The organism is Pseudoalteromonas sp. Of7M-16 (genome assembly GCF_022347805.1).
Classification (GTDB): Bacteria; Pseudomonadota; Gammaproteobacteria; order Enterobacterales; family Alteromonadaceae; genus Pseudoalteromonas; species Pseudoalteromonas luteoviolacea_F.
The window spans coordinates 14,411-36,485 of the sequence record NZ_JAKRFY010000040.1; the positions used below are offsets into that span (position 1 = coordinate 14,411).

A 22,075-nucleotide genomic window follows, 5' to 3' on the forward strand; every position below is an offset into this window, starting at 1 on the left:
GTTAAAACCGTTGTGGGCCTACAGGCAAATGCCAAATTGGGCCAGCAAGATTAAACCGCTCAAATATCTCCGCCGCTTGAGCAACTGACCATTTTACCCAATCAGGGTTGAGGTGATTACCATACCACACTTTGGAAAACTCCCAGATATGACTTATCGGCTGCACATCACCTTGTACCAATCCGTGGCGCGCACACCACTGTTCGATATCGGATTTTGATTCAAACATGAGCATAGTGCTACATGTGTAAATCACATTGTCCCACGCTTTTTCCATTGGGATTGGAAAATGAATATATAAGTTATCATTGTTAATGTTCCCATCTTTAATTTCGATGTTCACTTGCTTTGATTCACTGCCCAAAGTCGTGGTGATTGTCAAGTCGCGATCTAACAGTGCCGCGGCCCCCAATGAACACCAAGCACAATTTCCCCACCAGCCATGTTGACCAGATTGAATCCAAAAATTAGTTGGCGCGGCTGAAAAAGGGTGCATTACCCATACCTCACTGGACACTGGATGCAATACAACACCATGATCATCTTGTAGCATTTTGAGTGCATCAATCACATCCTGCCTTGCAACACCAAAAACAGTGGACAGCTTCTCTATCTGTGGTGCTGTCGAAAACTCAACAAAGTGCTTCATGATGTAGTAATGCAAACTTGCGGAATTTAAATTCATCACTCCCTCATAATTAGTGAATAACCTATCATCAAACACATCTTAAAAGCCGGTGCAAAAACTTCTAATCCAAGTATAAAACAATGTCCAGCTTTCCTACTCGATGGCTCATGAAAACGCATATCTCTGGGTTTAGATGATACTTCGAAATACGTCCGCCAGCGCTTTATCAACCAGATAAAATGCTACTTTCAGTTGTGGATATTGGCGGCAGGTATCAATTGCTATTTGTGCAGCTTCTTCATAGGGGTAACCATATGCGCCACAAGATATCGCAGGAAAAGCTACCGATTGGCAATCATTTTTTATCGCCAACTCACATGCACTGCGATAAGCAGACTCGAGGACACTGGCCGGGTTTTGTTCGTTTCTGTATATGGGTCCCGCTGTGTGGATCACATATTTTGACCTTAAATTTCCCGCACTGGTGATCCGAGCTTCACCAAACGGACATCGAATACCATTGACTGCTTTCACTTTTCGGCATGCATCAAGCAATCCAGTGCCTGCGGCCCTGTGAATTGCGCCATCAACTCCGCCACCACCCAACATTTTGGGATTAGCTGCATTGACAATGGCATCAGCTTCAGAGGAAGTGATATCTCCTATGATTAATTCTATATTGCTGTCTAGTTTCAAACGCCCAACCTCGCACTTCGACATCAATCTAAACTTAACGGGTAACTTTGACCGTATGGGCAGGAACCCAGCCAACCGACTGATTTTTTCTTACAACACGGTACCATGCGTTAAGTTCAAAAAGTACTGTTAACCTTTCACCAACTGTAGTATTAAATTCACAGTTATCGTAGTCTTGAAGTAAAGTGCCCAATGAGCCTTTTTGAGATCTATCAATATACTGAACAGGTGCCCACCCCTGCTCACCCGACGGTGTTGTAATGAACACCCAGTTAGGAAACTCCTCGTCCTTTTTCCCGATAGTAACTTGTTCACCTTGTTTTAAATAAAAAGGCGCTGGAAAATCTGAAGTATGCGCTTCAACTACAACTACTTTCATTGGTTCCCTTTTTTACACTGTTAACCCACTCACTTAAAATACCGGTAGGTTCCTCAAGTTGATGATGAACTTAACCGAGAAACCTGCCATAAAATCACCTTAATTAAGGGTTAGATATTTCTGTTTGGGCCGGTTCACTTATCTGGTTAGTCTGCTCCTCGTTGTCAAATTGCTCATACCCTTTGCCTACGGTAGGTGCCATATTCAATAAATTGAGCGTTGCAATATCTTCTATACGAAACACTATCTCACCTGAGCTTTCGACATTTTTGTAATCATGGATCAGGTCATCATTTCCCCAATACTTTACCTGTGACATCAAAATGAAGCCCGACTCAATTTTGTTGCCAGAAATAGATGTGTAAAGCCGCTTGGATATTTCGCCATAGTAATAGTACGACTCAATTTCATCATTCTCTTGAGGTACATTAAATTGGGCAAAAACCCAAACCTTTTCCACGTCATCTACCGTATCCAGTGAAGATACTTCATCAGACATGTCACAGCCGATTAGAGATAGTAATAACAGAATTGAAAAAACGTATTTCACGTGCTCTCCGAGTATTTTTTGCTTTAGTTATTGTTGGGCTTATTATATTTCAACACCATGAAATTAAAAGAAGATTAGGAAGTCATAAACATACCAATTGAAAATATAACCAGCAAACTGTTCTTTTATTCAGAAAATAACTCTTCGGTTGTTATTTAACAAATGAAACGCCTGTCAAATAGCAGCCGAAGAAGGAAAACACGCCAATATAAAGCCTTTCACTTGTTCGCTGCGATAAATGTATCTTGGCAAACATTTGTAAAGGCTCTTTATACACTTTTAACAAAAATATCGAAGCGGCGCTTAACTACCGAATAGTCGTTGTTTTAAAACGTCATCGCTTGGGCAAGTTAACGTCAAAGCTTGATTGAATTCATTTTTTGATAGCACCCGACCATGATGTGACGATACATATTGAGCCACATCTACCCCCGCCGATTGAAGCTTTTTGTTTAAGGTCTCGGTGCGATAATATACATCGCGACTCGGCCAGCTATTGGGAGAGTGAAAGCCCTGTGCCAAGCTGCTGCCAAACATATCTTCAGCAAAAAGAATCTCCTGCTCAGGCAGGTATACCACCAAATTATGATCCGCATGGCTACTTGGCACATCAAACACCTGTATCTTGTCGTTGGCGACCTTTAACGCATCTCGCACCAAGGTCAACTTACTGGAGTCAATCGGTATACTCAGGCTCGCCTTTACTGCATCGACATGCTGGGGAAGCATCAATAGCTTTGCACCATGCTCTACCACTTCTGAAAGCCCCATTAAGTGGTCGTCATGGTGGTGAGTGACAACAAAATGTGAAACTGGCTTTTGCTCTGCGGTAAATTGATGTAGTTTTTCTAAGCGTTTTCGCCACGTAAATTTATCTCCGGGCATTTGCCACGCCCCCATTGATACGTATGACTTGCCAATATCTACAAATAGCGTGAAGCTCCAGCCCTGTCCAACTAAAAAGACGTCGTCTGCAAGTTGATTAACACTGGGTTGCTCAAAATCTAAGAATGTCGCAGGCTGTCGGCGTTTGTAGTTGGCAGGTATTAATTCAGCTGAAAAAAGGGGCTGCTCCATTGTTAAGCTTCGCTCGGTGACATGCGCAATTGGATGCTGTTCACGACTCACCATAACCTCAGTCGCCCATGCAATACCAATTCGATTTTTTGTATGTGCTAAAAAGTCATACCGTGTTGGCTGTTCACCTGTTTTACGGACCACTCTGGATACCAACCCCGAATCAGTATTGATGAACACAGTGTACAGTTCATTACCCTGTTGATACTTGAGAACATCATGGGCCTGACCATGTATATACGCCACCCCCTCGCTGCTGACATGTTTTTTAAGCATTGCAATCTGTTTGACAATCAGCGTATCGACACCTTGCTCCATGTCCAGTCCAACCGAATTCCAACGTATTCGTTCGCTCGGCTGAAAGGTTTGCAAACAGTGATCAATGTATGCGCCTTTACCTTCGATAAAACGCCTATCTAGGGTGATCAGAGTATGATAACCATAGTTACCAAGTAAGTTCTGATCGCTTCGCCTAAATACCTTGTTCTTTTTAACAAAGTCGATGTTTAGTTGCTGATTGTACTTATGCAGCGCAATGCCATGTGCGCCCTCCCCTGCGTGACCTGATTGACCCTTGGTATAGCGCAACTGCTGTTCTTTTATGTTTAACTGCGGCATTGTAATCAATGCCTCAGCGCCATATGCCGAAATAGCTTTCTCAATTGCCTTGCTGGCGATTTCATCAGCAATAGAATACTGACTATAAAAAGCCAATAAACCACTGGCAATATACTGAGAGGCGGCTAATTTTTTGAGCGACTTATTCGAAGAAAGTAAACACATAGCATGACTCCTTAACTTGTGTAAAATCAGAGTCTCTACTGTGCGTTGGGCAGCAAAGAGTACAACAATGGCACGCTGATGAAATCATGATGAATAACTGATATCTATACTTTACAATAGGTTATAAAAAACACCGTGCTCGACAGCAACAAATTATATTCATATACTCGTGCATATTCAGAGCCGCAGTCTTAGATTTATGCCATCACCACAGCGTTTTTTTATTGAAGATCACCTCATTGATTTATCACGTTCAGAAATAATTAGTGCAGACCACAGCGTTAAAGTAGAACCGAAGGTTTTACAAGTGCTTCTCTTACTTGCACAAAACGCACAACAAGTGGTGAGCCATCAAGACATCATGGAGCAAGTTTGGCAAGGCACCGAGGTAGTCCCCAATGCGCTTCAGCGCTGTATCGCACGCCTACGTAAAGTACTTGGTGACGACGCCAAGTCACCAAGGATCATTGCGACACACCCCAAAATCGGTTACCGATTGATGACCGAAGTGCGCTGGGATATGGACACCCCTCCATTAGCCACACAGAGCAAACCGTTTTCAGTGTTACACAATAAACAGGTCACCTGGGGCATATTGGGCTGCATCATATTACTAACAGGGCTGTTTATCCTGACAAACTCTCCGCTGCAAGCGCTCAATATCAAAGCCTTAAAGCAATTAACCTTTACTGACGCGTTTGAAAGTGAAGCAACATACAGCCCGGATGGTCAATACATCGTGTTTAATCGCCATGTTCAATCCTGCCAAAGCCATATTTGGGCGAGAAATATTCAAACTGGTGTTGAAACACGTTTAAGCGCCGACACAGGGTTTTATCGCGACACACGATTTACCCCGGATGGCCGCAGTGTGATCTATACAAAACAGCGAGACTGCACGCAACAAGATACAAAGAGCCCAGAGCCTCACCAAGCCAATTGCTGGCAAATCAACATGTTAGATTTTGCTGAATCATTAGTAGCACCACAGGTCTCATCGGTACGCTATCAATGCCAAGAACGACCCATTGAACGGCCCATCGCATTGGCGAATCACAACTACACCTTTTTAAGTACAGTGCAAGACCGACCTGCCTTAGTTAACTACAATGCCATAGAGCAAAAAACCACGGCAGTCTTCACGTCATCAACGGACACAATTTACACCTATGATTACGCGCCACAGCGCAATCACTTTGCTGCACTCTACTATACTCAGCAACGCGAACACGTTTTAGCCATTCTTGATTCAACAGGCAAAATTACACAGCAAAATCCAGTTGAATTAGATGGCACCGTAACTGGCGAAGATCCACTCTTTATACGTTTCTCATCAACGGGAGAGTCGCTTCTGGCAATAAAACAAGGCAAACTCTATCGATTAGGCTTAGAGGGTAAGCTTACTCCATACAGCACCACAGTTCAGGGGGTTGTCAGTGCTCAACATCATCCTAAAAACAGCCATATTCTAACGATTGCAGGCAATAAGGATACTGATATTTCGCATATTCCTCTTCATGAGCAGCGCTCAGTTCCTGCACAGAGTGGAATAAACCAACATGTTCAACCTTACCCAAGCTTTGCGCGCTCTAAGAGTCGGGAAAAGTTTGCAAAGTATCAACCTCAGGGCGAACTTATCGCCTTTATTTCGGCACGCAGTGGCCGTGATCAGATCTGGTTATGGGATGGCAAGCTAGCGACGCAACTAAGCCGATTTACCGGTCATATTGATATTGAGCAATTAACCTGGTCCCCTAACGGAAAAAGAATCGCAGTGGTAAATGATGGAACACTTAGCATCATTGATTTAAAGGGCAAGGCCCTAGAAGTTGAGACAAAAATACCACTGACACAGGTACTGAGCTGGCATCATGTCTCGCGTCTTTTAGTGACGTCCACACAACCATCGAGAGGCACAATGTGGGAACTCGATATTGACACCGCTGATCTCACACAATACCCGATTTCAGACGTTAAAGCCGCTTGGGTCAATGAGCAAAACCTCTATATTAGTAACTTCGCAGGTCGTGTTGTAAAGCGCTCACTGAACTCAGATCCACAAAAGCCGACACCGATACCGACACTCAATGGCAACAGCTTAGTATTACACCAAGACCTATTTTATAGTTATGACAGCCGCTCTGAATACCTGTCTAGGTATGACTTAAACGGCGAGCTGCTCAATCGACTAAAACCGCTCAAGCCATTTGCTTGGAAAATATCGGATGTCAAAGGCCAGCAAGTACTACTTGAACAGTTGATTGAACTGAATCAGGATATTTATGAGCTTAGCCTGTAAATTGTGCCTTCACGGGCGCTGCTCTTTAACTCAGTTGCCAACAAAGCAAACTCTTCACTCTGTTGGTATATTCATTGATATAAAACCCCTGCCAAGGGTATTCAACAGTGCTGACAGTAGGCTGAGCTTGTGCAGCCTTTTTAGTGCTCAACAGTGCAGCGCATAGTGCTTTCTTTTGCCAAAGCGCTAGATATTACATCACCACTTTCCTTTAACCACTTGCGCTTTCAACATACTCTTTTATATCTGTGAGGTCTTTTTGAATTTCTTTTATCATTGAGTTTAGAACGAAGCGGGTCATAATTTTGGAAAGTAACTTTGCAAGAAATGTTTGTGGCTCAGCTCTAAATGACATAGTTAGTGTTGTTGTCCCGTCTGATTCTGCAAGGCTTAATTGAGATAAATACACCGCCCCGTGGCTTTCGGCCCTTACGCGATAATGTTCATTTTCGATGGAATCTGTTATCCACATAACCTCGGACGCTTCTTTACCACAAAAATTGCGGACTTCTTTCCATTTCAACCCATTGATCCCATTATCAGGACTATCAATAATTTCTATGCTTATTATATTTGATAGCCAGGTCGACGCATTTTCTATATCTGTGATCACCGACCAAACTCTCATTTTAGAACTCTTGATGTCTATACTTTCAGATATTTGCATTGCTCATCAGCCTCTGCTGTCGTTCCACCATTCAATACTTTTAGGTATTTACATGTGTCGTTTGCACACACCACTTTATTTAGTATATGAACAAAATGCGATGACACAATTTTGAGTAGAAGTTTAGTCATGTAAACTTACGACATTAAATCCTTCTGGCGATTATCGTCCTGCACGGTAGTCAACATGAGTTGCATTTGGGAAAGGCTTTAAGTTTATTTACCCACTCAAATTGCAATAACTTAATTGAATGATTCAAAAAAGTTGCAATTTGAGCGTAAGATCGTTCAACCCCGCAAATAATTAAATGCGCTTGGGGTGAACTATGTAACTATTTAAGGAGCTCTGGTTGACTAACAATTTGGATAAAAATGGCCTGAGGTTTTTCATCAAAAGCCAAAGTAACAGCTTCAGCAGCGGCCAGCTCCAAGTCTTCCACAGTTGTCTGACGTACTTCATTTGAAAACACCACTAAAGTGACTTGTTGAAGCTCCCCATTGACAATGCTATAGCCAAAGTTAGACTCCCAGCCATATTTTGATTTTATATGTTGCTCTGCCAATTTCTGCTTTTCCAACATACCAGATATCCCCTCACCTATATCGCACCCTGGCAATAAAATAAGCATAAAAAAGATAGCAATGACACTGCGCATAATTGGTTCCTTTAAGTTTTTAGTAAGTATTTTTCTGTCCAGCAACACACCCAATCTACCGTATTATGTTTGGCAATGTCGCTATCTATTTGTATGTTCTCTTTTTGCAATTGTACCTCATTTAAGTCAACACAATGTTACCCTAATGAGATCACAGGCCTTTTTTCGTAGTTTAGAAATTCGCTGTGACTATATCCAATTGCCAATATATCGCATAAACCACTTACGGTATAACAACAGCAGATTTAAATTTACTCACAAAAATTACGCTAACTACTATTCAATAAGTTTAAAGTTTTCAATCTTGTAAAAGCACTCATCATCAATAACGTGCTTATTCCAATCCACTTCAATAAGCTCAGGGAAGCCATACTCAGAATGGTACTTTATTTCGATACTCGACGCCTCATAGAGCCCTTTCGATGCAGCTTTAAATAGCTTGTCTATCACCAGTCTATCCTCCTCTGGCGCGACATTTTCAAAAAAAGTGTTGCCATCAATCACTAGCACTTTGGAAATAATCGTGTGCATACACCCTGCATAGGCTGTATAACTATAACTCACCGGCTGCTTGTGCAACCAAATGCTCTGTTGCTTTTTAACCCTGTCATGTGTTTTCCCTGATATCGCATGGTAGGCAATAACCCAAAAACTGAACACAATTGCAGTAACTGCACCGAGCACAATACAAATTAAATAAGGGTTTCGAGAAAGAGATAATTGCATAGTGCACCTCATTATTATCATTTTTCCTAGTGCCTTTTACCCCAGTTAAACTTCACTCAGTTTTCCCTACAGTCGAAATAGAATCAATTTCTATAAATCATATACTTGAATGGATAAAAACCAGCTTGGCGCACAACAAAGTTAACTATTAAGCTAATAATGCAGCGCTATATATAAAAAAACCTGAGTACAGTGAAGCACTCAGGTCTTTTTAGCATCTTTTTAAAATCACCTTAAACGAATGTTTATAGCGTATCTTCCAACCACTTAAAGAACTCACGCTGCCACACGATGCCGTTTTGTGGCGTCAGTACCCAATGGTTTTCTTCTGGGAAGTACAAGAAGCGGCTTTCTAGCCCTCGCAGTTTTGCTGCTTGGAACGCTTGGATGCCCTGGCCCAATGGTACTCGGTAATCTTTACCACCATGGATCACAAACATTGGGGCATCCCACTTGTCTACAAAGTTTATCGGGTTGAACTCATTGTAAGTTTGGCTAATCGATGCATTACTTTGCTCCCAATATGGGCCTCCAAACTCATGGTTTACAAAAAATAGCTCTTCAGTTGTGCCATACATGCTGCGAAGGTCAAAAATACCACAGTGTGAAATAAAGGTTTTAAAACGCCCATCATGGTTGCCCGCTAGGTAAAAGGCTGAATAACCACCGAAGCTTGCGCCAATTGCACCAATACGCTTTTTGTCTACATAGGGCGCTTTTGCAACATCATCAATGGCATCAAGGTAATCTTGCATTGCCTTACCGCCCCAATCTTGCGTGATGTCTTCATTCCACTTCACACCGTGACCCGGCATCCCGCGACGGTTTGGCGCAACAACAATGTAACCTTGTGATGCCATGACCTGGAAATTCCAGCGGAACGAATAAAACTGTGATAGTGCAGACTGAGGTCCACCTTGAAGGTAAAGAAGTGTTGGGTACTTTTTACTTTCATCAAAGTTTGGAGGATAGATCACCCAAGTTAACATTTCCTGACCATCTTTAGTGGTCACCATATGTTTTTTCACTGTTGGCAGGTCGAGTTCAGCGTAAAACGCGTCGTTGACCTTTGTTAGTGGAGTCAGGTTTTTCTTACGCAAATCAAAACGGAAGATCTCTGACGCACGATTCATACTGCTGCGAGTCACTACTAACTGCTTGTCTAGTGCTGCCACAATACCATTTACATCATATTGGCCTTTAGTAAGCTGTTTGATCTTTGGTTTAGATTTGGCGCTTACTGATACTTGGAACAGCTGAATGGTGCCGTCTGTTGGGGCAACAAAGTAAATACGTTTGCCATCAGGGCTCCATTTAAAACTGTTTACAGTGCCATCCCAGTGTTCAGTCAAATTGATTTCTTTATTTTTGATGCGAACTATGATGTCGTTTTTATCAGCCTCATAGCCAGCCTTGTCCATTTGCAACCAAGCTAAATGACCTTTTGCAGAAAACGCAGGGCTTTTGTCGTAACCCAAATTGTTTTGTGTAAGGTTAGTGGTTTTTTTACTTGCTAGATTATAACGATAGATATCAGTATTGGTACTGGTAACGTATTCAGTGCCCTCTAGCTTTTTACTCACGTAGTAAATGTTTTCGCCTTTAGGACCCCAAATATAATCACTAGAGCCACCAAAAGGAGAAGTCGGGCTAGAGTATGGCTTGCCTTCCATGATATCGACTTTTTTCTCAGTCACTAGATCTTGGTAAAATACATGCTTGAAGCCGCCGTCATTCCATGTATCCCAATGGCGATAGTTTAAGTCGTCAAATACATAGGCGTTTGCTTGTGACAAGTCTTTGTGTCGATGAGTTGCTAAAACAGACTCCACATTAACTTTTTCATGAAATAACTTCTTACTGCCATCAGGTGAGATATTACTATCGACTAATAGGCCTTGATAGGCGTTTAGTAACTGAGATTTACCACCTTTCACAGGAACTTGGTACACTTTACTGGCAAAATCATTGTTAGCAACACTTGGTGTTGTGACGCTGTAGATGACGTGTGTTTTTTCTTTATTTAGTCCCAACGCTGTCACACGTTTTACTTGCCAAAGTTTTTCAGGGGTCATCACCTCTTGAGCTGACACACCTGTACTCACTGCAAGGCCTATGCTTGCAGATAAAAGAACTCGCAACATGGCGAAATGCCTCCAAAAATAAAAACGCGTCTAGACTACATAAATCAGCAGGCGCTTAAAAGAGATTAAGGTAATAAACTTGTCACATAAACCTGAGTTAACGCAAATATTAAAGATCATCGCTTTCAACTCGCCCAAAAACCAATTAAAACGCACGCAGCATATGACACAAACATAGCAGGCAAACAAATTACATACAGACATAAATTGATAATTCAGCTTTTACCGCGCTAAAAAGCATTTGAATACCGAAAAATATTCAAGCCCAAACGCTCACTGCGGGTAGATTTTTACTCAACCATTCCAAGAATTGCATTAAAAAAATACAGGCCGGAAAAATTCTTCTCAAATTTGTTAGACATATTAATATTCAAAATAAGCTGAAAATATATTCCATTTGAAACAAGGCCGAAGAATAGGTTACCTTTCAATACCGCTAACAACGAAAAAAGACAAAGGAAATAAAAATGAATTTAAAAAAGACTAATCTAAAAATACTCTCTACAACCAATCAATTAAACCCAACACAAACAAAAAAAATAAATGGCGCATGGGGTACGGTTGCGACAGTAAGAATTACGCTACCAACAACGCTTTGTGATCCGACAAAAACAGTTCATGAAGCATAATTATTGATGTGAATGTCAGGCGCTCAAAGCGCCTGTTTAAAGTTTTGTCATAGATATCACTGTTTTCTCGCTACTACACTTTAAGACCCAATGCTCGAATACCTGAAGCAGCAGAAAACAGCCTAAAGACCTACAAAACACCCATAATTATTGCAACAAACCCAATAACAGCCATAATTGCTCCAACAATAAACGTGGGCTTTTCTAGACCGTAGCTCTGCTCTTGTTGCGTTAGTCCAGAGAATACTACCCCTTTACTAAACAAAACAATCATAACACCGCTTAACAATAGGGTCAGACCATCTATTGCGCTTGTAAAATCCATATTCCATCTCCAAGAAATTTATTATTAACTCCACTAAACACTTTTTTTCAATGTGAACAATGTCTTTTTCATAATGGCTTGGTCAGCAGTTAGCACATTCTTCTATACCATAAAAGACAACGGCGAATATCCATCATACTTAAACTACAAGGCATATCAAAGTCTAATCAACACTAACTTTATAACACACTCCAAAGCTTAAAAATGAGCGGAATTTCATATAAAACCATACTATTAACCGCTTAGTGTCAGTTTATGAGTCAAGCTTTGAGCGGTAAATTGCAAGGCCTACAGCAACACCAATGGCGACTCCAGCGCCAGTAGCGACGCCCATGAATGGCAGCAAGTCGAAGGAGACCCCAACTAAAATACCCACAACACATCCAAAACCTGCGCCAATTGCAACCCCTAGCCCAATATACTTGCCCTGCAATTTTTTGTCTGATTCATTATCACTTTTTAGTTCCATCTATATATCCTTTTGTGACGAGTGTAGAAATGTGAGTACTGTCTACAAAACAAATTAAGCAACGTTAATACGCGATTACCCTTTTCGCCCTTCAGAAAATGCGGGTACTCCAGGCTGTAGCTCGCACCAATTAGCTTTATAATCTGTGTAAATTTGAGCGTCTACTGCGACTGGAATATCGACATCAAATGTTGATATTGCTAATTCAATGTTTTCAAGTACCGCACCATGGACTCTAAACCCCAGACTTGAACCACAGTTAGAACAGAATGTCCGTATAGTCCCATTAGGTGCTACAAACTCTTTAATTAGCGCGGTTCCAGATAGCCACTTTAAGCCTTGGACGCCTACCAAAGTGCCATATGCTGCGCCATGGAATTTACGACACATCGAACAATGACAGTTCGCTACTTGATCGCTAAAACCTGTAACAGAGTACCGTACACCACCACACAAACAAGAACCTAGATAACAGTCACTCATGCTCATCTATCTCCCATTCACTTTGCTTTGTACCAGCGATTGATGTCATTTATCAAGGCATATAAGCGCAATAAATAACCCGGTTACCTTCATCTCACTCTAACAATAACCAATATTATTTACTACCAGTGTGTTTATCTAACCACTGCAAAGGAATTTGCCACAACACACTGGACTTTCGACTAAAAAACTTCATGTGACCAATTTCTTTTAGCCCATATTCTATTGGGTCTAGTGTGAGAGTTTGGCTTTTAATATTTGGACTGACCGCCATCATGTCCTGGACATTTTTATCATTCGCAATGAAATCGTCCACTGCATTGACCCACATAGCAGGAAACGTAAGCTCGTCGAAATAGTGCTTTTCAACCGATTTTCCAAATGCCGTTTTTACATAACCACCGCCATTACACCACGACCGCCACTGCGCACCAACCGCCGATGGCAGCGGCTCTCCCATACCAAACCATTGAGATTTCGTATGACCAAATAAAAAGTTGGAAAAGGGAATGAACATGTTCATAAAAAAGTGAGATTTAAACTGATCCTTCAACTTCATATTGAGAAGTCGGCCAGAAGAACTTGCAAAGTTAAACATCGACGATAATTTTATTGCATTTGGGGCTAGGCCAATCAACTGACCTCCTGCACTATGACCTACAAGGTGGTAACTAGATTGAGGAAACGCGCTCGCTAGCGCTTCAATGGCGGCTGGTTGATCGAGCTGGCCCCAACACTGCAAGCTAGCGGTGTGCTTATCTATAGAGTCGTGCAACGATTGACCTATGCCACGATTATCGTAGCTCAAAACACCATAGCCATGTTCGGCTAAAAACTCGGCAAACGACGTATAAAATTGACGTTTTATTCCCGTCGCAGGTCCCAGTAAAACAGCACCTTTAGTGACATTTTTCGGTTTATACAAGGTTGCGGCCAAAGGGTAGCCATCTTCACAATTTATTGTTATTTCTTGACTCGAAAAGCTCTGCATAAGTGTATCTGAATTGAAGGCAAACTCACTTTAGCTTACAAGTGGTATTACCAGTTGACAAGATCACACAGGTAATTATCTGAGTTATTGCTCTATAAACGCTTATTACAAAGCACACAGATAACTTTCCATCATGGAAAGTTTTAACTTGCCAAAGTGGAAAGTTATAATCTACACTAAGTTTCCATACTGGAAAGTTAAGGAATGAAACAATGAATGAAAATATGCCCTCGGGATCCGAAGCTAAAGATGCATTGGATGCCGTCCGTAATTCTCAGCAGAGTATACTCGTTGAATATGCGCCCCCCATTTGGTTACGGTTCATAATGAGCGTGAGCTACGCAGCTATTTTCTTTGGCTATGGTATGACTGAGCATGAAAACAATTGGGCGCTGGCAATTATTGTCGGCACCTTACTGTTTGCCCTTTCTTGCACATTGTATTTTTACCTGTATCGGCTTCAAGGCATTAAAATTCGACTTTTCCCACGTTCCAAAACCGCTGAAAAAATCAACCTTTATGCCACGTTTGGCTTTGCTGGCCTTGGGTTTTGTAGCCGCTTTTTACGTACCGAATTGGGTATTAACTGGGCCCCTTACTTTTGTGCGTTAGCAGCCTGCATTGCAATGTTTTGGTTGCTTGTGAAGCTGCCTACAGGAGAAGTGATGGTTGAGGGTAAATAGTATGTCACAATTAGACCCTGTTATTCATGCTCCCAATAGGTTGCGAATTTGTGCCATGCTGGTAACCAGTGCCGAGTTAGATTTTAAACTGATTAAATTACAGCTAGATGTGAGCGACTCTGTACTCTCAAAGCAACTGAAAGCCCTTGAAGAAGTTGGCTATATAGAGACCAAAAAACGCAATCAAAATGGGCGGCCTCGAACTTGGATTTCATTAACTGATAAGGGCCAATCAGCATTTGAAAGCCATGTTACAGCACTTCAAAACATCATTAATATCAGCTGAGTTTTACACCATTATCACCGAGCGCTGGATAGAAAATACTATTCGGCGCCAAGCTGATTTGCGTGCGCCAAGAAGTGTTCAACAACTCAAAACACCAAAGCTTTAGCATAGTGACACCTCAGCAGGATGAACCAACCCATTGTTTATATTGAATTTTAAGGGTTTAGCTTTCTATCTAATAAAAGTGTCATTACTTAAACCATTTATCGTGGATTTTAACAATGAGGTATAAGCCGATAAAGACGAACATAATGGTTTTAAAAAGTAGCCCCTCTGTGCTGCCGCCAGATAACTCATTGAGCACCTCGGCACATTCACCAACACATGAATTTATCCGACCCCAAACTCTACTAGAACTGAAAATTAAAACAAAGAACACAACAATGGTAGACACAACAAAATTCATTTGTTACCCATATTCGTCACTCTCACTACAACAGTCAGGTATTATAAACCAAGTACCCAATATAGTTAAACTCAGCTACTCTGATTGTTCCGCCGAGCATTTTTTATCGACGGTGGCTGCACCGTAGTGGGCTCACGTAATAGGAGTGTCCCATTTGCATGGCCAAATGGGACAGGTGGATTTAGTTCGCTTGATTGTCGCTTGATTTCAATGCGTCTTTTAGTTCGTTAGCTTTAATTAGATACTTCTCTGACTCACCATAACCTGTTTTCTGCGATAATTCATACGCCTGCTTATAGACCTTCATTGCCGCCGCCAGTTCGTTATTTTTCTCTAGTGCTTCGGCTAACCAGACATAATTTTGCGGGTAGTTATTCATTTCATACGCTTGTGCATTACGCCTAAAAACAGTGACTGCCCCTTGGTAGTTTTTCTGTTTCATCAGTTCCATTGCAAGTGGCACATACACTTCTTGAGCTTGCCTTGCTAATTCTCCGTATTTTTCCATGATAGTAGTTTCATGGGCCAGAAATTTAGCGTCACTGTAATTGTCACGAATTGCTTGGGGTAGTTTCATATCAGAAAAAATAAACTTCAAAGCAAAGTAATTGGTTAAAAGAGGCCCCGACATATGGCCTTCATCATCAAACTCTTTATGCGCCAAGCGAAGCTTGTGTTGACTCGCCCTTGCTATCTCTTCTACAAAACGTTTTTGAGAATGTCTATTTCCATCTTCTTTACCGACACCAAAATATAATGTCTTTTCTAGCGTCGGGTTATCAGCTAAAAATGCTTTAACGTCGCGTGTGAGCTGTTCATTATTCCACCAAAACGCAGGGGCCATCACAATATATGCATCAAACAGCGTAGGTGACTGCATCCAAGCATAGGCAGTAAACAGACCCGCAACCGAATGCCCCTCTAAAACTCGAAATTTATTGGTTCGATATTTACTATCAATAAAAGGAACTAATTCATTTTCTAGAAAACTTAAAAACTGCTTTGCACCACCACTCTCTTCTATCTCAGCCACATGAGAAGGTGTGAAGTCTTTCATCCTGTTTTCACTTTTTATACCAACAATAATGCTTGGCGGCATGTTACCTACGCGGGTCAATACATCAACGCTACCAACCACATGCTTGAGGTTTTGCACCCCATCCAACAGGTAAATGACTGGATATCGAGCATCTGAAGACGCATAACCATCAGGAAGGGAAACGACAATTTTTCTATTTTCATTGAGTGTTTTTGATTTGAATTCGTAACTTTTGGCAATACTAAAGTCATCACCCGCTTGGACACTAGCGACTAATATGAGTGACAACCACAACACGACTTTAAACACTTTCAAATTATCTCCTTGATTTATTATTTTTATTTACGCTATTTAACACTCAATTATAAATTTTTAAATTATGATAAAGTTCATTTTACAACTGATATAGGTACAACTTTTTCTTGAGTAATAAACCTACTCATCAGCAAACAATACTTTAAAACGCTAAAAACGCGTTCGGTTCCCAGCTCACGATACCCTACAAGACATTGAATAAACTGGATATAAAATTAATAGATAAGAAAATAGAAATACAATAGTCGGTTTTGAGGACGCAACCAATTTCATTTTTTAACTTAGTCACGAATTAACTAAGAGGTAAAACAATGAAGATTCAACAAGCCCCCACTTTTCAAGTATTCACCTATTTACTTTTGAGTATTCCAAGCTCAGTTATGGCAACAGACTATATCGCGCCTCCCATGGCTAGCATCCCCGCCGGTGATTTCATAATGGGCAGTAATAGCGGTGACCCCGCTTTTAAACCCGCACACAAGGTGTCTATTAAAGCTTTTCAGATGGCGAAATATCCAGTCACAGTCGCTGAATTCAGAAAATTTGTTGAAGACTCTGGGTATACCCCAAAAGCCAATTGTAATGACTATATAGGTAAAAACTGGCTTTCTGGACCAGATAGTATTGGTACAGCACGGTGGGATAACCACAGATTTTATCAAAGCGAATATCAGCCTGTTTCATGTGTTACCTACCGCGACGCTGTCGCATACATAACATGGCTTAACCAAAAAACAGGCGGGACTTATCGACTACCTACCCTACAAGAATTCGAATATGCTGCAAAAGCTAATACCACAAGCCGTTTTTTTTGGGGTGATGATCTAAACATGACTCAAGCATGTTTGTACGGCAATTTTGCAGACGAATCAGGAGAATACATTGCATCTAAACAATACGGTGCCAGTTATGTTGGCTTTTTAGGTTACGCGAATTGTGATGACGGCGAAGCCTATATTGCAATCGCAGGTCTATATCGACCAAATCCATTTGGGCTTTATGACATGTCTGGCAATACATCAGAAATAACTGCGAGCTGCTTTAGCCACGGCTATCAAACTCGCAGCAAAGAAGATAACGACATCGAAAAATGTGAATATATCGCACACAAAGGTCCAAGTTGGCACTACCCGCCTCAATCGCATGCCTATGGGTGGCGTGTCGCTAAAAAAGATGACTCTCCTGGTGCCTCAATGAGCTTTCGCTTAGCTGCTGATGACAAGTTAGCCCACACAGACGGCTCGACAACACAGTTCGAAGCAGACTTGGCTAAAGCCCAAAGTGCCCACTTCGCCAAACGCAACCGCCTACCTAAAAGACCCGTTGGTCTGCAACTTAGCCGTATGAACGCCGATACCTATGAGTTGAGCTGGCATTCAGCCATAGATCCTACTGTCACTGAGTATGATATATACCAGTCCAAAAGCCGCTATTCACATTTATTAGGAGGATTTTACCAAGATCACTACAATAAATTAAAAACAGTCGCGGCAACTAAAAACACCACTACCCTTGTGTTACCAAAAAGTGGGGCCAGCTTTCGGGTGGTCGCTAAATCCGCCAATTTAACCAGCCTGCCAAGCGTAGCTGCTGCCAATTATACGCCGAAGGTGGTAAATATACCGGGGCGGCTAAACATGCAAGAGGCCATAAAACTTGAAAACGCTTTGTTGGGACACAGGGCTGCAACGCCTGAAAAACCTGAGCTGTACTACTTATCTGCATTTAGTCATGGATTGGTGCAGCCAAAGGTGACAGCGACATTCGACGTCAAAATACAGAAAACGGGCTGGTACAGCGTAAATTACCGAGCTCAAGTACGACAAAAAGGAAAATTTATCAGGCTATGGCAAGGAAACAAGTTGGCTGGAGAAATCAGCTATGACCCAGAAATTGATGAAACCACAGCCAGCCACCAAAAAGTGTTTTTAGAGGCCGGCTATCACCATCTAGAAGTCAGTGTTAAACGTGAAGGCTTTGAGAGCTGGTATTTAGCTTGGATTGACTTTATTGAAATAAAATAAACACCGGCTCGATCCTACACAGTTTTTATCCCAACTGAGCGTAGATAAGCGACATTCATGTCTTTTATCTACGCTTGAGTAGCATTCTGGTTATTTAACGTTCAAAAAGAACGCTTATGGATGGCACTAACTTGGGACTTATTTATTGAAATAATCTTTTTTTAGCTTGGCGATTACATCAGTACTTACCCAGTAAATATTCGATACGCTGTCTGGCTCATTATATCTTGCAAAGAATAAGTATTTTCCGTCTGGTGATACCCTTGCAACAGTCTCGGAGTAAGTCGTATTTATTGTGTCGCCTAAATTGATAGGATCTGACCACGAACCATCTTGCTCTTTAAAATAAACAAATAGGTCACTATCTCTTCTGTTTTTACCACTTCTTGTTCGAGAGTTTACCAACAAATAGTCCTCAGATGGCGAGATAAAACCATGAATACCAAAATCGATATCCATTGGTTTAGCCTCTAAATATTGGCCATTTTCGTTTTTTGCATAATACATTTGGCGTTCAGACATATTGGTAAAAACGAGATCTCCACTTTTACCTTGGTTTAGATCGGACAACTTGCCATTGTTTATCGGCGAATCAAACCTTTTAGCCTTTGTTAATTCTCCATTTTCTCGCGATACATACCAGATACCTGAGCCTTTTTCATGAGGCGAGCGAGCTGTAAAATATACTCGATCTTCATTTAGACTCGCGTAGGGTACTAACTCATAGCTCATTTTTCCGTTGGTAAAATTCACTGTTTTGGGCTCTGTCCATCGACCATCTTCAATTTTTGAGTATAAAATTTTTGGACGTGTATCTACCCCTTCAATTACATCCAGTGCTGTAAAATACATTTCATCCAGATTTGGTGAAAACGTTAAGCCAAATTCATATCGGCCATTCACTGAAACGGTATCTGGTGCAAAAAGTTCTGGAGTCAACCCTGGTGCTTGTTGCCCAAACCAATATCCCTTTAACACAGGAAAAGTTTCTGTAGCACTGGCACTGGCACTGGCACTGGCACTGGCACTGGCACTGGCACTGGCACTGGCTGCCAGTGTAATGGCAACACATACAGCATTAACAAGTGACTTTATTTTTTTCATGATTTTGTCCTTTAATTCTCAATAAACTGGGTCTCAGCCCTAAATACTTAAAAAGTTATAATTATTATAATTCTCAATATAAAAGCATTTTTGGAAAGTAACACCTTTTGAATTTCATCATCAAACAGTTAATCACTTTCGTTGTTTGCTATTAATTTTCAATGCTTTTCATTGAGGCATTCAGTATTAATTTAGCAATGTAACATATAATAATTTCCGCACCTAATGCGTTTAACAAACTGACACTAATATATCAGGTCAGGCGGCACAGTCGTGTAAACTAATGTAAAACCTTCAACACTAGCTGTATTGATAACTAATAACTTCATGTATTAGTCAAAACCAGTAATGAACCCTTTCACAAATCTAGTCATACTCTCGTACTAACTTCCAAATCACTAACCAAAAGTGCTTCACAACAAACCATACCGCATGGTATGGTTTGTGTATTGTTTAATCACATTTAGGTAAAACATATGTTTTCAGCAATTTCCTCCCTCGTTGCCCCCTTTAATGATCGGTTAGCTAACAAGGCACAGAGTAACCATTTTAGAGATGCACTGGTTATTTCAAGAAAGCAACACGCCCTTTCGCCAAGCGAAACACAACACGCCATTTTCAATTACATGCCTAGTTGGATCACAATGCTCATGCGTTTGCGAAATAGACTAGTAAAACTGCTCGGCTTTAAAGTTGGACAAGCCAACTTCACAACAAGCAAAACAGAATTGGAAGTTGGTGATCAAGCTGGCTTTGTAACTGTTCTAGAAAAGTTTGCAGATGAGATTATTTGTGGTGCCGAAGATAGACATATGCACTTTTATATCTCGGTTAGGTTAGACACAAACAACATCATCGTATCTACGCTAGTGAATAAAAAAACCTTACTTGGTAAAGCCTATGTCAATGCCATCTTACCTTTTCATTATGTCATTGCTCGGGTAGTGATAAATAGTGCTCGTAAAGCAGGCAGAATATGACAAACTATCACATTTCTGAGACCAAAAAGGACTGGTTAGAATTTGCGCTCAAAGTATTAATGAAAAATGGGCCTGAGCAGCTAAAAATACAACCTTTGTGTGATAAAAAAGGGGTATCAAAGGGTTCTTTTTATCATCACTTTGCGTCAAGGTCGGACTTTATCGAGCAGTTGATGGAGTACTGGTATCAATCGATGACGGTTAACTTTATTCAGCAAGCCAATCAAGCCGCTACCCCTATTGAGCGACTTGAAAAGCTAGATAAGGTCATTGCGAGCCATAATACAGAGGCCGAGTTACATATCCGTGCATGGGCATTAAAAACCCCCAGCATAAAAGTTCACCTAGAAAAAATAGATCAACAACGTATTGCCTACTTAGCTGAATGTTACTTAGGACTCGGGCTCGAGGAACAAGCCGCTGCTGATCATGCCATGATGGCGTATGCTAATTTTCTGGGGATGCAGCAAATTCATCCGACACCTGATACAGAAGAAGTGTTGCGGATCACCGCTTTGGGGATGAAGTCACTGCTTTCACATAAAAAAGGCTAACACACTGACTATACTCGTTTTTAGTGCCTAATGGAGCCTCGTATTAGTGCTCCATTTGCTCGACTATTACGCCGTTAAATAATGACATATCAACCTGTTCGTAACGCTAAAATTTCCGAAATATTATTTGTCTCTTGAAATTGAACAAGATCTTTATCTTTTGAGTCAATTGCCACAATTGACATCCTATCAGCCAATTCATTCCCCTCAATACCAACATGACCGTTAACATGGTGAATTGAAATTTGCGCAGCTATGTCTTGATACAGTTCATAGGTGGGTTTGATGATATCCAAGTTTTTGATTTCGCCATCCGATTTAGTCCAACCTTTTTTCTGCCAACCCATTGCCCACTTGGTAATACAGTCGATGGAATATTTCGAGTCACAAAATATGCCCACACTTTTACCACTTGCGAGCACCTCTTTAGCAATACGCAAGGCCTGATTCAAGCCATGGAGTTCTGCGGTATTATTTGTCCCAACAGGTTGATATAACCCATACCAAAGTGCACTGAGTTGGTTGTTTTCATATACGGCCAATCCTGTGCCTGCTTCTCCCGGGTTAGGCTCACATGCGCCGTCGGTAAATATTTTGACATTATAAGGCATAGCGTCAATTTGCATTTGTGAAAGAGGTTGAGGCTTTGGTTTGCTATATTTAGAAGCAGTCTTTCTCGCCTGTGACTCTTTGAGTTGAGATTTTTTCCCAAATGCCAATTCAGCTTCTTCTAGTGTTGGAAATGACTTAAATTTCGCACCAGCAAAACCATCAACGAGCGACTGGCACTTCGCCCAAGTCGTAAAGATACCTGTCTCTCGACCTTTCCAAACAACATAGTACTTTTTTGCCAAACTCTTCTCCTCGCTCAAATTATTTGCATACACGTCACCCTAATTCACTTGAACTCGATTGTTGATAGAGTCATTAGGAGGGTTGAGCGCTCATTTTCCCCGACAGTGCCACGACTGTCACGCAAATTTATAAAAAGGAGACTAAAGTCGCTCCTTTCCAGCAAAAAACCCTGCTAGGAGAGCGAAAATCTAGCAGCCAACCACCTGAACCCCTAATTCAAAACTTGCCTTGTTTAAAGCATGATAATGAAAGCGATAAAACATCCATTTTAAGCTGTAAGTTAACCAGTTAGGTGTGTATATAGGCTAAAATGGATGTCGCAAACTAA

Annotated in this window: 24 protein-coding genes; 7 read left to right on the plus strand and 17 right to left on the minus strand. The window is 41.2% G+C overall.

All coding sequences use genetic code 11. The annotated features are described in order from the left end of the window. Position 1: 1 nt before the first annotated feature. The 5 genes from MHN81_RS26545 to MHN81_RS26565 all read right to left on the minus strand — a co-directional run bounded on the left by MHN81_RS26545 (position 2) and on the right by MHN81_RS26565 (position 4,113). Positions 2-685, minus strand: a complete 684-nt coding sequence (locus tag MHN81_RS26545) for an alkylmercury lyase family protein (protein ID WP_239427198.1) — start codon at positions 683-685, stop codon at positions 2-4. A 132-nt stretch (positions 686-817) separates the two neighbouring features. After that, complete coding sequence (locus MHN81_RS26550; RefSeq protein WP_239427199.1) at positions 818-1,348, minus strand: macro domain-containing protein; 531 nt, start codon at positions 1,346-1,348, stop codon at positions 818-820. A gap of 10 nt (positions 1,349-1,358) precedes the next feature. Beyond that, positions 1,359-1,703 (minus strand): hypothetical protein, encoded by a 345-nt coding sequence (locus MHN81_RS26555; RefSeq protein WP_239427200.1) that lies wholly within the window; start codon positions 1,701-1,703, stop codon positions 1,359-1,361. 103 nt (positions 1,704-1,806) lie between these two features. After that, entirely contained in the window at positions 1,807-2,253 is a 447-nt protein-coding gene (locus tag MHN81_RS26560) for a hypothetical protein (protein WP_239427201.1), read from the minus strand. Positions 2,254-2,556: 303 nt separating this feature from the next. Next, positions 2,557-4,113, minus strand: coding sequence for a hypothetical protein (locus MHN81_RS26565; RefSeq protein WP_239427202.1), 1,557 nt, complete (start codon positions 4,111-4,113; stop codon positions 2,557-2,559). Between the two features lie 199 nt (positions 4,114-4,312). Between MHN81_RS26565 and MHN81_RS26570 the strand changes: the two genes are divergently transcribed. Then, positions 4,313-6,412 (plus strand): winged helix-turn-helix domain-containing protein, encoded by a 2,100-nt coding sequence (locus MHN81_RS26570; RefSeq protein WP_239427203.1) that lies wholly within the window; start codon positions 4,313-4,315, stop codon positions 6,410-6,412. Positions 6,413-6,623: 211 nt separating this feature from the next. Here the strand turns inward: MHN81_RS26570 and MHN81_RS26575 are convergent, their stop codons facing one another. From MHN81_RS26575 to MHN81_RS26590, 4 genes are all read right to left on the minus strand, one after another. Then, complete coding sequence (locus MHN81_RS26575) at positions 6,624-7,079, minus strand: SRPBCC family protein (RefSeq protein WP_023401014.1); 456 nt, start codon at positions 7,077-7,079, stop codon at positions 6,624-6,626. A 331-nt stretch (positions 7,080-7,410) separates the two neighbouring features. Next, a complete protein-coding gene (locus MHN81_RS26580; RefSeq protein WP_023401015.1) occupies positions 7,411-7,734 on the minus strand; it encodes a hypothetical protein in 324 nt (107 codons plus the stop codon). Positions 7,735-8,010: 276 nt separating this feature from the next. Further along, a complete protein-coding gene (locus MHN81_RS26585; protein WP_239427205.1) occupies positions 8,011-8,460 on the minus strand; it encodes a DUF6174 domain-containing protein in 450 nt (149 codons plus the stop codon). A gap of 245 nt (positions 8,461-8,705) precedes the next feature. Then, entirely contained in the window at positions 8,706-10,604 is a 1,899-nt protein-coding gene (locus tag MHN81_RS26590) for a S9 family peptidase (RefSeq protein ID WP_023401017.1), read from the minus strand. A 467-nt stretch (positions 10,605-11,071) separates the two neighbouring features. Here MHN81_RS26590 and MHN81_RS26595 point away from each other — a divergent pair, with 467 nt between their 5' ends. Continuing rightward, the gene (locus MHN81_RS26595; protein WP_023401018.1) at positions 11,072-11,233 is read left to right on the plus strand and encodes a hypothetical protein; all 162 of its coding nucleotides are present in this window, start codon (positions 11,072-11,074) and stop codon (positions 11,231-11,233) included. A 130-nt stretch (positions 11,234-11,363) separates the two neighbouring features. Here MHN81_RS26595 and MHN81_RS26600 read toward each other — a convergent pair whose 3' ends face one another. From MHN81_RS26600 to MHN81_RS26615, 4 genes are all read right to left on the minus strand, one after another. Beyond that, on the minus strand, positions 11,364-11,558 hold the full coding sequence (locus MHN81_RS26600) for a hypothetical protein (protein WP_239427206.1): 195 nt from the start codon (positions 11,556-11,558) through the stop codon (positions 11,364-11,366). 253 nt (positions 11,559-11,811) lie between these two features. Then, complete coding sequence (locus MHN81_RS26605) at positions 11,812-12,027, minus strand: hypothetical protein (protein WP_023401020.1); 216 nt, start codon at positions 12,025-12,027, stop codon at positions 11,812-11,814. A 75-nt stretch (positions 12,028-12,102) separates the two neighbouring features. Next, entirely contained in the window at positions 12,103-12,510 is a 408-nt protein-coding gene (locus MHN81_RS26610; RefSeq protein WP_023401021.1) for a GFA family protein, read from the minus strand. Positions 12,511-12,625: 115 nt separating this feature from the next. Further along, positions 12,626-13,501: an alpha/beta fold hydrolase gene (locus MHN81_RS26615; RefSeq protein ID WP_239427207.1), complete on the minus strand. Its 876-nt coding sequence runs from the start codon at positions 13,499-13,501 to the stop codon at positions 12,626-12,628. Positions 13,502-13,713: 212 nt separating this feature from the next. Between MHN81_RS26615 and MHN81_RS26620 the strand changes: the two genes are divergently transcribed. Together MHN81_RS26620 and MHN81_RS26625 are read left to right on the plus strand one after the other, a co-directional pair. Next, entirely contained in the window at positions 13,714-14,184 is a 471-nt protein-coding gene (locus MHN81_RS26620) for a hypothetical protein (RefSeq protein ID WP_023401023.1), read from the plus strand. 1 nt (position 14,185) lies between these two features. Then, positions 14,186-14,470, plus strand: coding sequence for a transcriptional regulator (locus MHN81_RS26625; RefSeq protein ID WP_023401024.1), 285 nt, complete (start codon positions 14,186-14,188; stop codon positions 14,468-14,470). Positions 14,471-14,660: 190 nt separating this feature from the next. Here the strand turns inward: MHN81_RS26625 and MHN81_RS26630 are convergent, their stop codons facing one another. Together MHN81_RS26630 and MHN81_RS26635 are read right to left on the minus strand one after the other, a co-directional pair. Continuing rightward, positions 14,661-14,876, minus strand: a complete 216-nt coding sequence (locus MHN81_RS26630) for a hypothetical protein (protein WP_036976979.1) — start codon at positions 14,874-14,876, stop codon at positions 14,661-14,663. Between the two features lie 181 nt (positions 14,877-15,057). Then, on the minus strand, positions 15,058-16,224 hold the full coding sequence (locus tag MHN81_RS26635; protein ID WP_239427217.1) for an alpha/beta hydrolase-fold protein: 1,167 nt from the start codon (positions 16,222-16,224) through the stop codon (positions 15,058-15,060). 317 nt (positions 16,225-16,541) lie between these two features. On the opposite strand from MHN81_RS26635, the gene MHN81_RS26640 reads away from it, so the two are divergent. Beyond that, complete coding sequence (locus MHN81_RS26640) at positions 16,542-18,254, plus strand: SUMF1/EgtB/PvdO family nonheme iron enzyme (RefSeq protein ID WP_239427208.1); 1,713 nt, start codon at positions 16,542-16,544, stop codon at positions 18,252-18,254. A 138-nt stretch (positions 18,255-18,392) separates the two neighbouring features. Here the strand turns inward: MHN81_RS26640 and MHN81_RS26645 are convergent, their stop codons facing one another. Continuing rightward, positions 18,393-19,358 carry a hypothetical protein gene (locus MHN81_RS26645; protein ID WP_239427209.1) on the minus strand — a complete coding sequence of 322 codons (966 nt, stop codon included), beginning with the start codon at positions 19,356-19,358 and terminating at the stop codon, positions 18,393-18,395. A 476-nt stretch (positions 19,359-19,834) separates the two neighbouring features. Here MHN81_RS26645 and MHN81_RS26650 point away from each other — a divergent pair, with 476 nt between their 5' ends. Both MHN81_RS26650 and MHN81_RS26655 read left to right on the plus strand, forming a co-directional pair. Next, positions 19,835-20,338 (plus strand): DUF2867 domain-containing protein, encoded by a 504-nt coding sequence (locus MHN81_RS26650; protein ID WP_023401029.1) that lies wholly within the window; start codon positions 19,835-19,837, stop codon positions 20,336-20,338. After that, positions 20,335-20,892 (plus strand): TetR/AcrR family transcriptional regulator, encoded by a 558-nt coding sequence (locus MHN81_RS26655; RefSeq protein WP_239427210.1) that lies wholly within the window; start codon positions 20,335-20,337, stop codon positions 20,890-20,892. The genes MHN81_RS26650 and MHN81_RS26655 overlap by 4 nt, the downstream gene beginning before the upstream one ends. 89 nt (positions 20,893-20,981) lie before the next feature. On the opposite strand, the gene MHN81_RS26660 is transcribed toward MHN81_RS26655, so the two are convergent. Next, positions 20,982-21,746 carry a ribonuclease H family protein gene (locus MHN81_RS26660; protein ID WP_239427211.1) on the minus strand — a complete coding sequence of 255 codons (765 nt, stop codon included), beginning with the start codon at positions 21,744-21,746 and terminating at the stop codon, positions 20,982-20,984. Positions 21,747-22,075 lie beyond the last annotated feature (329 nt).